The following is a 10,267-nucleotide window of genomic DNA, read 5'->3' as shown; positions in this document are numbered from 1 at the left end:
ATGCGCCGCTGGAGGCGCTGATCGCCGTGCTGGACCGGATGGGGATCGAGACCGGCTGCGACCTGCACATGCTGATGGACGCCGCCGACGACCTCGTGCGGCCCTTGCAGGACCGTCCGGTGCGGGTGGATCGCGAAAGCCTGTCGCTCGGCTATTCCGGCGTCTATTCGAGCTTCCTGCGTCACGCCGAAAACGCCTCGAAACTCTACGGCGTCGACGCGCGCGACATTCTCACCGAACTCGGCAAGCGCCGCATGGTCGGCGGCCAGGAAGACATGATCGTCGATGTCGCGCTGGATTTAGCCAGCAAGCGCTCTGCCGCGGAATGATGTGGCAGTTGCATTCACACTGTTTGTAGGCAAAATTGCACAGAAGTGTTGAAATGAGCGCAGGCTTTACCAATGGCAGTCAAGACGCAAGAATACGAGTCGGCAGTGCAACGGCGCATACATGATGCGGCGATGCGCCTTTTCGCGGAGCGCGGCGGCAAAGAGGTCAATATCAAGGAGCTGGCCGAAGAGGCTGGCGTCGCGCGGGGCACCATTTACGCCCACGTCAAGTCCATTGACCGTTTGTTCGCCGAGGTCGCGGGCGCGCTGACGGTCGAGATGAACCAGCGCGTGGTGCACAGCTTTTCGTCGGTCGACGATCCGGTGGCGCGGCTGGCGTTCGGTATTCGCTCTTATTTGCGCCGCGCGCATGAAGAGCCGCTTTGGGGGCGCTTCGTACTGACCTTTGCGCTGCGGGCGCCGGTGTTTTTCGAGGAAATCTGGCAAGGCCGGCCGGCCCACGACGTATTGGCGGGTCTGGAGCGAGGACTCTACCGGTTCGAAAAGGAGCAGCTGAATTCGGTCATGATGATGATCGGCGGTTCGGTCATTGGCGCCATGGCCCTCGTGCTGGATGGCCATGAGACATGGCGAAACGCCGGATTCGATGCCGCGGAATTCATCCTGCGCGCGCTTGGCGTCCCAGAAAACGACGCCAAAGCCTATGCGGTCGCCGAGTTGCCGGCGCTCTTGTCCGTCTCTTAATTTTGCTCAAGCAACGAAGCGTAAGTTTCGTCAAGCTTCGGCAGCGGCAGCGCGATAATGCGAGCGATTTCACTTTCCTTTTCCCCGAGCATGCGCAGAGCCATGGCGGTCATGCGCTCGGGCGCGTCCTTTGCCGGCAGGTCGCCTTCGAGCAAGGCGACGATCATGAACAGCATGGCGCCGCCGACGGCGTAAGTAACCGTTCCGGGGTCGACAATTCGCAGGCGTTCCGCTTGCTCGATCTTTCGTATGTCGCGAAACAGGCGCGGATACATGCCGAAGTGCTTGTAGCCGGGAACGGACATTGTGCGAATGATGAATTGAGCCCATTCGGGCTTGACGATCAAAGTATTGACGAAAATACGAACGGCCGCGGCGAGAGCTTCGCACGGGTCGGGAATCGTGTCGATGGCGGCGTCGATCTGCGTTCCGATCCGGTCGAACAATGCCTCCGTCGCGGCTGTGAAAATATCTTCCTTTGAGGAAAAATGATTGTAGAACGATCCAAAACCGACGTCGGCGGCTTCCGTTATGTCGTTGATGGTCGCCGCTTCCGCCCCTTTGCGCGCCATCACCGAGAGCGCGGCGTTGATTAGCCGGTCATGCGTTTTCCGGCGCTGGCGGCCCATTCGGTTGGGCGCAGCCTTTTCAGCGCTTTCATGCGCCATTGCAATTCTCCTGCCATTCAATCTCGTCCCGGTTACATCCGCGACGGCTCAAAATCAACTTTAGCCAAGTTTATTCGATTTCTCGTTTACCGCGACCCGTCGCGGTAAACGAATCCCTCGCGCCAGTTTGGCGGCGCATTCGCTCCTGACCATCTCACAGGTTCTTAGTCGTGCGAATCGAAAACGGGTAGGAAAAATTACCGATAACGACGCGCGCGCGATCTTCGTCCTCCGCATTGGTCAAATCGACGCCAATACGCGTCCCTTGCCCCGGCTCTTCGACGACACTCACTTCGACGAATTCGATTTCCGCATTCCATAGCGCATCGGCGATGGCGTCCTTGATTTCCCGTTTCTTCAGCGCTGGCTTGAACAGCTTCCCGACCGTGGTGAGAGGGATCCGGTCGATCAGGCGGATGAATTTCGGCTGGGCCGCGCGCTCGCCGATTCTGGCTCGTGCGAATTCCGCCAGTTCTTCTTCGGTTGTCCGGCTGCCCTGTTTCAGCTGTACATAGGCGACGGGCAGTTCTCCCGCATAAGCGTCGGGCCGACCGATGGCGGCGGCAAGTTGAACATCGGGGTGCTGGTGGAGGACTTCCTCGATCGTCGCGGGATCGATATTGTGGCCTCCGCGGATGATGAGTTCCTTCTTCCGCCCGGTGAGCCAGAAATATCCGTCCGCGTCCTGACGCCCGAGGTCGCCGGTGTTGAGCCAGCGGCGTCCGTCGCCGCAGTCCAGCCAGAGCCCCTCATTGTGCTCTGCCGACAAATAGCCGCAAAAGAGGTTCGGTCCTGAGATCGCCAGCAGACCGACTTCATCGACAGCGCAATCGCGGGAGTAATGGCCCTCGTCGTCAAGCATCACGGCTTTCATCGCCTGACCGGGCAAACGCAGGCCGATGGAGCCGATGCGTCTTTCGCCCTGTGACGGGTTGATGCTGCTGACGCAGATCGCTTCCGTCAGCCCGTAGCCTTCGAGAATTTGCAGACCTGTGACTTCCTGAAATTTGCGGAACATTTCCACAGGCATCGGCGCCGCTCCACACAGGCCATATTCCAGCGAGCTTATGTCATGCGCGCCGACGGGCGTCAGCAACAAGCCGGCATAGAGGGTTGGCACGCCGCTGAAAAAATTGATCTTGAAATGTTCGACGATTTCCCAAAAACCCGCGACCACTCCATCGCCGCGATATCCCTGCGGCGTCCCCAGCACCACGTGGGCGCCTTTCGAGAACGGAACAAGTCCCGTAACGATAACGCCATTGACGTGAAACAGAGGAAGTCCGCAAAAAAGCGTTTTTCCCGGTCCGATTATGTCGCCCAGAAACGCGGTCGCGCTCCAGGCGTTGGCGACCTCGGCTCCATGCTGCCGCATGGCGATTTTTGGCAAGCCAGTGGTTCCGCCGGTGCAAAAGAGGGAGGAAACATCTTCCGCCGCAATCTGCCGATCGGAGCAAAGGCGATCGCCCTCCTGTCGATCGACGATGGTCCAGAAGTCGTGGACGGCGACATGCGCGGGAAGCCCGGCCTGGACGCCACCGTCCCCATGGAGTTTCTTGACTTCGCCTTGCTGGGCCTGGCGCGCCATTTCCTTGGCTGGACCCTGGACGCGATCCGCGAGATTGACCTGCACGATATGTTGCAGGCTGTCTATGCCGGCGAGTTCGGGCTGGAGACGCGACCAGAGATCGACCCCCGGAAAAGGCGCGAGCGTCACCAGCGCCTTGGCCCCGGCCGCAGTCAAAAGCGCGGCCAGCGTCCTGGCCTCGAGCAGGGGATTGAACGCCGCGACAATCGCTGTCGCTTCGCCTCCCCATATGGTGAAATGGGTTTCGGGAAGATTCGGCAGGACGAAAGCGATGACGTCGTCCTTGCGCAGCCCCAGTTCGTGAAAGGCGTTGGCCGTTTGCGTGATCCGCCGTAGCAGGTCGCGATAGTTCCAGACTTCCGTTTCGCCGAGCTTGTCCGCGCTCATGAAGAACGACAGCGCTGGCGCGTCGGGATCGATCGCCGCGCCCTGGCGGATCGCGTCGTAGGTGCTTGAGGGAAGATTCGTCGGCCATCCATGCTCCTCGATACGCAGGACGTCGGCGTAAGCCGCCACGGGCTTCATGCGAGCTCTCCCACCACGACATTGCGCTGGACGCCAAGATCGATGTCTCCCGATGGATGCGAAATACGCGCTTCCACGACATCGCCGATTTTCAGATATTGCGGGCGCTTGGCCTGCACGTTCAAGAAAAACTTCCACTTGGTGGCTTCGGGGAAAAGCGCGGCGATCTTTTGACGGGACGGCGATGGGACGCTGAGCGCGCAGCCCGCCGGCGTGCCCGTGGCGATCAGATCGCCCGCGACGAGATCCTGCACCCCGGATAGTTCGGTCAGCGTCTCGGCTGGACCAAAAACCAGATTGGCGGTGGTGTCGTTCTGCCTCACCTGGCCATTGACCGTGAGTTTGAGTTGCAGATTTTTGATGTGCGGAAAATCGCTCGGGCCCAGCAGGCACAGATAGGGGCCGACCGGACCGAAGGTGCGGTAGCTCTTGCCCTTGTAGAATTGCATCTGCGGGATTTGGATGTCGCGCGCGGAATAGTCGTTGACGATGACAAGGCCGGCGATGAATTCGTGGAGATTGGCGTCGGTGACCTTGACCGATTCGGAAAGATCGCGCTTGACGATCAGTCCAAGTTCAATTTCGTAGTCCAGAAAACGCACGTTTTTTGGCATGATCAGCGGCGAATTCGCCGCGACGATACAGCTGGGCGCCTTGGTGAAAATCATGTTGAATTTCTTCGCGTCTGGGTCCATCCCCGACTCGATCATGTGCTGGCGATAGTTTGCGCCCTGGCAGATGAACTGCTGGTTGTGCGTGACCGGCGACAAGATCTCGACGTCGGAAATGGAGAGCGCCTCTCCGCGCAATCCCAAGAGACTTTCGACTGAATTGGCAAGCACGAAATCCCGCGTGGTCGGGTAATCGCCCGGAATGCGCGTGATTTGCCCGTTGCGCAATACGCCCCATTGAATACGGCTTTCGTGTTCAAACCGCACGACATTGATAGCCATGAATGATGATCCCCAAATGCTGAACGCCCGGACGCGCGACAGACGCGTCGCTGGCGGCGCGTTATCCGACGAGCTTGATCAGAGCGATGAGTTTCTTGAGCGTGAGGTCTTCGACGCTGTAAAGATTGCGCACCAGCGCCGCCAGGCTTTTCAATCCGAAGTCGGGCTTGGTGAAACTCTTGGGCATGGGCGGACCCCATTGCGCCATGGCCTCGCGGCTGACCGCATGAATTTCGGTTGGGCATTTGCTGGTGAACACGTCGCCGTCGCAATAATGCTCGTGCTTGGCGGCAAAGGGATCTTCCCAATAGTCGAAGATCTGGCTCCCCAGTATATGCCGGCCGACGCCCCACGAATGGCGCCATCCACGATTTTGCAGAACCCGCTGGCCCATGCCGACCGCGTCGGCGTCGACGACCTCGAAGGCGCAATGACCGAAGCCAGCCTGAAAATGAATCGTCATCGCCAGCGTATGATGGTCGGCGGGAATATCGCCGAGATCGAGACGGAAGAACGTCGCCGCGGGCGAGCCATCGGGCAGAACGCAAATGTCGCTCGGGATGAATCCGAAATTCTGCGTGTACCAGGCGCTGACGGCCTGATAGTTCGGAACTTCGAGAAGGACATGGCCGAGCTTGACGATTTCCGGCGGAAGCGGCGGTGGCCGCTGCGTCTTGTCGACACGAATGATATCGTCCGGCGCATTGAACTTGATCGGGCTGCGATGCGGCAAGGTTTCCGGAGGCGTCTGCCCGGCGACCGCGTCGACGCGAAAACCCGCCGGATCGACGAGACGGACGCGTCGGCCGCCGCCGGGCGCGTCGGAATTCTCAACCCCGGATGCGCCGGGGAGAGCGGATAATTTGCGGAGATCCTCGACGGAAGCCACGCTGAGGCCAAGCCCGACGAACCGGGCTTTCGGCGCGCGGTTGACGACGTAGCAAAACGGACTGCTTGCAGTTCCGCGCAGGTAAAGCTGGTCTTCGCTTTTTTTGACGACGCGCAGCCCGAAATCCGTGAGGAATTTCGTCGCCAGATCGAGATCGGGCCTTTCGAAAATCAGGTAGGCGAGGGAAGTCGCCTTCGTCGTCGGAGTAGGACACCGCGCGGGATTCGGCGTCGTCAGCCGAAGCCTGCGGGTCGTGAGATCGATCGGGCGCGATTTCGGCGCCGAAGGCGATGCCCCTTCGAACTCTGCCATTCTTGTTCCTCCCATTGTGATTTTGATGAGTTTTATATCAGATATGATAAAATCGTCAATACCCTGAGCGATCGCACGAGCCTGACGACAAAAAATCGTGATTGACATTTTCATCAGTTTTGATTATCTGATCGCAATGAGGGTTTGTGACAGGCGCGTAGACGCTGGCGGCCTTCAATTCGGATGGAAATACCGGCCCCTGCGAGCATGAATCGCAGTTCGCAAAAAAAGCCGGAAGTCTGCAAAACGGGAGGAAACCATGCTTATCGACGACATCGAATATGTGATTTTTCGCCATCCCGACCTGGCGCAAATCCGGGAATTCATGATCAGCTACGGCTTGCTCGATCTGGAGCAGACGGCCGACCAGCTTTATTTGCGCAGCTATGGCGACGCCCCGTTTTCCTACGTGACGACCAAAGGCGATGCGGCCTTTCTCGGCATGGGCTTCCGCGTGGCTTCGCGCGAGGCTCTGGATCTTCTATCCGCGCGCTTTAATTGTCCGGTTTCTGAATCTCCCCGTCCGGGCGGCGGCCTTTATGTCGTTGGCTCCGACCCCGACGGGCGGCGACTCGAATTCGTGTTCGGCGCCAAGCGGCTGGCGCCTATGCCTTCCAATGGCTTTCCGATCGCGTGGAATGACGCGCACGGCAAGAACCGTCTCGGCAAGTTCCAGCGTCCGGCTTACGGCTCCTCGCATATCCAGCGGCTCGGTCATGTGGCTTTGTTCACGCCCGCGCCGCAGGAGCGCATCGCCTGGTATTGCGAGACGCTCGGCATGAAGCCCTCGGAGCTGATCCACAAGGATAGCGAATCCGACGTCCTCGCCTCGTTCATGCATCTCGACAAGGGAGCGGCTTGGACCGATCATCATACGCTGGCGATCGTCGGCGCGGCGGCGCCGGGCATCGACCATATTTCCTTCGAATGCCGCGACTTCGACGACATCGGCATGGGTTACCAGGTGATGAGCGACAAGGGCTATCAACACCGTTGGGGGATCGGCCGTCATTTCTACGGCAGCCAGGTCTTCGATTATTGGACCGATCCGGCGGGCTTCCACGTCGAGCATTTCGTCGATGGAGATCTGGTCAACAGCGACACGCCAACGCTTAACCGTCCCTTCGGCCGGGAGACGTTGTTGCAGTGGGGTCCGGCTTTCCCCGGCCTGTGAGCAGGCGGCTCAGGCCGCTGGTTCTTCACTTCCTTCGAAATGCGATGTGGATGCGACGCCGAAGGCGCCGCTCGCCTTCGAAAGGCGCGCCCCGCCCTTCAATCGGCGCAGGTCGCTTGGCTCCTTTTTCAAACTTGAGCGGATCGGGCATGAAAAGTTTGGTGATGCGGACGATATTGTTCGTCCTGCCGAGAATGCTGGAATTTACCGCCAGGCGGCATCCGGTTTTTCGCGATCGGCTGAAGCAGCACGATGTCACCGCCTGGTTCGGCCTGAAGGACGAAAGCATAGGCGCGACCATCGCGATCCGCGGCGGAAAGGTTTTTGCGCAGGCCGGTTCGCGTGCCGAGGCCGATGTCGCCCTGGTTTTCCAGGACGTCTATACGGCTCTGGTCTTCCTCATGCCGGGACCCGATCAGGGCGAGATCATTCACGCGGCGAAAAATTTCAAGGTGGTGACCGTCGGTCGCGACGACCTCCTCCTCTGGTTCACTCAGACGTTGAACATGAGCCAGACCGTCGGGTTCGAGATGGGCGTGAAAATGCCCGACGGAAGCCGTCGATATACGACCTGCACAAATGGCGGTCCCATTTTCGTTTATGTCAAGGACGGCAGGATTCTGCGGACCACGCCGATCGATTTCGACGACAAGGATGCGGCGAGCTGGGAGATCGAGGCGCGCGGCAAACGTTTCCGGCCCAAGCGGGGCGGCCTCGTCGCGCCGCACGCCCTGTCGCTGAAATCGCAGGTCTATTCCGACAAGCGGATTCTCTATCCGATGAAGCGGGTCGATTTCGATCCAGATGGCGAGCGCAATCCGCAAAATCGTGGCAAGTCCGGCTACGTGCGGATCAGCTGGGATGAAGCCTTCGATATTGTCGCCAAGGAGATCAACCGGCAGAAGCGCGTGCATGGACCGGGCTCGATAACCTTCCCCATGTCTTCGCATCACCAGTGGGGCAACGTCGGCTATTACCTCAGTTCGCTCATGCGTTTCGCTAATCTGATCGGCTTTACCCGGGTCGTGGCCAATCCCGATTCCTGGGAGGGCTGGTACTGGGGCGCCATGCATCATTTCGGCAATTCGATGCGCGTCGGCGTGCCGGCGGGCGGCGGCACGATGGCGGACTGCCTGAACGAAGCCGAAATGGTCGTCTTCTGGTCCTGCGATCCGGAAAGCACCAACGGCGCCTACGCGGGCTTCGAAGGCACGCAGCATCGCCTGTGGGCCAAGGAGCTCGGCATAGAATTCGTTCATATCGACCCGCATTTCAGCGCCACCGCCCAATTGCTCGGCGGGCGATGGATTCCCATCCGGCCGCAGACCGATTCCGCTATGGCGATCGCGATCATGTATGTCTGGGCCGTCGAAGGCCTGTACGACGAGGATTACGTCGCCACGCGAACGACCGGCTTCGACGAGTGGAAAGCCTATCTGCTGGGCGAAACGGACGGCGTCCCCAAGACGCCAGAATGGCAGGAGGACGAGACCGGCGTTCCGGCCAAGGACGTGCGCGCCCTGGCGCGCAAATGGGGCGGAAGGAAGGTCCATCTCGCGATCGGAATGTCGGGCGCCGGATTCGGCGGCGCCGGTCGCGGCGCGCCCGGCCAGCAATGGGCGCGCAGCATGGTCATGATCATGGCCATGCAAGGCTGGGGCAAGCCGGGCGTCAATTTCGGCAGCCTCCAGATGGGAGCCCCCATCGATCCCTATTTCTACTTTCCCGGCTACGCGGACGGCGGCATTTCCGGCGATCTGCTCTGGACCGGAAACGCGGTCCATAATTATCAGCGCATGCCTCATGTCCTGACGATGAATCACGTCAGGCAGATGGTCCCGCGGCAGCAATTACCGGATGCGATCATCAATGGTCACGCCACCGGCTATTTGTGGGACGGAATGTCCCAGGAAGCGCAATTCGCGCCGTTCACCTACCCCATGCCGGGCTATTCGCCGATCCACATGATCTATCGCTATGGCGGATCGTCGTTCAGCACCGTGACCAAATCGGGCCGATGGGTGGAGGCCTATCGGCACGAAAGCATCGAATTCGTGGTTAACCAGTCGATCTGGATGGAAGGCGAGGCGCAGTTCGCCGACGTCATCCTGCCGGCCTGCACGTCATTGGAGCGCTGGGACATTGGCGAATGGTGCAATGCCGGAGGCTATGCGGTCCACAGCTACAGCGTCCTCAACCATCGCGTCGTCACTTTGCAGCACAAGTGCATAGAACCCTTGGGTGAATCGCGATCCGACTACGATATCTTCTGCGGTGTTCTGGCCAAACTTGGGCTTGGATCCGTGTTTGCCGAGGGCGGGCGCGATCTTGACTGGGCCAGGCGCGTGTTCGATTCCTCCGACCTGCCGAAACGGATCTCCTGGAAAGAATTCTGCCGGAAGGGATATTACGTCGTTCCGCCAGGCGAGGTTCCCGTCCCTGACATGCGCTGGTATGCGGAAGGCCGGAAAAAGGATATCCCGGAGCCGGCGCCGCTGCCCAGCCAATATGCGGAAGAATTCGGCAAAGGCCTGCAAACGCCGAGCGGCAAACTGGAATTTGTCCCCGAGCTTTTCAAGCGCCATACGGCGGACAATCCCGACCGGCCGGCTGTCAATCATTACCTGCCCTCGTGGGAAGGTCTGCGCGCGACCGAATTAGCCAAACGCTATCCGCTGCAGATGATCGCCACGCATAGCCGTTACAGCTTCCATACATACAACGACGGGAAGAACAGCGCCGTCAATCAGATCGAGGACCATCGCGCCCTGATCGCCGGGCATCGCTTCTGGCTGCTACGCCTCAATCCGGCCGACGCCGAGGCGAGAGGCATTCGCCATCGCGATCTCGTGAAAATATTCAACGACCGCGGCGCAGTGATCTGTGCGGCCGACATTGCGTCCATGGTCATGCCGGGCGTCGTCAAGTCCTATGAGGCGAGCGCCGAATTCCAGCTGATCGAAATCGGCAACGAGACAGTCGAAATCGGCGGCTGTCTGAACATCCTCACCCCCGACCGGTCGCAAACAAGAGGCACGCACAGCATGGCGCCAAATTCCTGCCTGGTGCAGGTCGAGAAGTGGCGCGACGCCGAGGCGTTCAAGACAAGCCGGGCAGCGTAAGG

At 59.9% G+C, this 10,267-nt stretch carries 7 protein-coding genes and 1 pseudogene; 4 read left to right on the top strand and 4 right to left on the bottom strand.

Features of this window, described 5'->3' with window-relative positions:
- A pseudogene (locus ACLP2E_RS15910) lies at positions 1-329 on the top strand (4-hydroxy-2-oxovalerate aldolase); the annotation flags it as partial.
- Between the two features lie 72 nt (positions 330-401).
- Positions 402-1,034, top strand: a complete 633-nt coding sequence (locus tag ACLP2E_RS15905; protein WP_442466487.1) for a TetR/AcrR family transcriptional regulator — start codon at positions 402-404, stop codon at positions 1,032-1,034.
- Here ACLP2E_RS15905 and ACLP2E_RS15900 read toward each other — a convergent pair.
- From ACLP2E_RS15900 to ACLP2E_RS15885, 4 genes are all read right to left on the bottom strand, one after another.
- Entirely contained in the window at positions 1,031-1,702 is a 672-nt protein-coding gene (locus ACLP2E_RS15900) for a TetR/AcrR family transcriptional regulator (RefSeq protein ID WP_442461362.1), read from the bottom strand. The two genes, ACLP2E_RS15905 and ACLP2E_RS15900, sit on opposite strands and share 4 nt — an antisense overlap.
- 154 nt (positions 1,703-1,856) lie before the next feature.
- Positions 1,857-3,815 carry an acyl-CoA synthetase gene (locus tag ACLP2E_RS15895; protein ID WP_442466486.1) on the bottom strand — a complete coding sequence of 653 codons (1,959 nt, stop codon included), beginning with the start codon at positions 3,813-3,815 and terminating at the stop codon, positions 1,857-1,859.
- Positions 3,812-4,768 (bottom strand): fumarylacetoacetate hydrolase family protein, encoded by a 957-nt coding sequence (locus ACLP2E_RS15890; protein ID WP_442461364.1) that lies wholly within the window; start codon positions 4,766-4,768, stop codon positions 3,812-3,814. The genes ACLP2E_RS15895 and ACLP2E_RS15890 overlap by 4 nt, the downstream gene beginning before the upstream one ends.
- A 61-nt stretch (positions 4,769-4,829) precedes the next feature.
- Entirely contained in the window at positions 4,830-5,969 is a 1,140-nt protein-coding gene (locus tag ACLP2E_RS15885) for a 2,4,5-trihydroxytoluene oxygenase (protein WP_442466485.1), read from the bottom strand.
- 259 nt (positions 5,970-6,228) lie between these two features.
- Between ACLP2E_RS15885 and ACLP2E_RS15880 the strand changes: the two genes are divergently transcribed.
- Together ACLP2E_RS15880 and ACLP2E_RS15875 are read left to right on the top strand one after the other, a co-directional pair.
- Positions 6,229-7,143 carry a VOC family protein gene (locus ACLP2E_RS15880; protein ID WP_442466484.1) on the top strand — a complete coding sequence of 305 codons (915 nt, stop codon included), beginning with the start codon at positions 6,229-6,231 and terminating at the stop codon, positions 7,141-7,143.
- A 149-nt stretch (positions 7,144-7,292) separates the two neighbouring features.
- Positions 7,293-10,265: a molybdopterin-dependent oxidoreductase gene (locus ACLP2E_RS15875; protein ID WP_442466483.1), complete on the top strand. Its 2,973-nt coding sequence runs from the start codon at positions 7,293-7,295 to the stop codon at positions 10,263-10,265.
- The last annotated feature ends 2 nt before the right edge of the window (positions 10,266-10,267 follow it).

Source organism: Rhodoblastus sp. (assembly GCF_052145335.1).
Lineage (GTDB): Bacteria > Pseudomonadota > Alphaproteobacteria > Rhizobiales > Beijerinckiaceae > Rhodoblastus.
Note: the sequence above shows the minus strand (reverse complement) of the source record. Positions and strands in the feature narration are given on the sequence as shown.

Bases quoted from the DNA above. Each gene is read 5' to 3' on its own strand.
- ACLP2E_RS15885 (WP_442466485.1), bottom strand. From the start codon at position 5,969: ATGGCAGAGTTCGAAGGGGCATCGCCTTCGGCGCCGAAATCGCGCCCG.
- ACLP2E_RS15900 (WP_442461362.1), bottom strand. From the start codon at position 1,702: ATGGCGCATGAAAGCGCTGAAAAGGCTGCGCCCAACCGAATGGGCCGC.
- ACLP2E_RS15875 (WP_442466483.1), top strand. From the start codon at position 7,293: ATGAAAAGTTTGGTGATGCGGACGATATTGTTCGTCCTGCCGAGAATG.
- ACLP2E_RS15880 (WP_442466484.1), top strand. From the start codon at position 6,229: ATGCTTATCGACGACATCGAATATGTGATTTTTCGCCATCCCGACCTG.
- ACLP2E_RS15905 (WP_442466487.1), top strand. From the start codon at position 402: ATGGCAGTCAAGACGCAAGAATACGAGTCGGCAGTGCAACGGCGCATA.
- ACLP2E_RS15895 (WP_442466486.1), bottom strand. From the start codon at position 3,815: ATGAAGCCCGTGGCGGCTTACGCCGACGTCCTGCGTATCGAGGAGCAT.
- ACLP2E_RS15890 (WP_442461364.1), bottom strand. From the start codon at position 4,768: ATGGCTATCAATGTCGTGCGGTTTGAACACGAAAGCCGTATTCAATGG.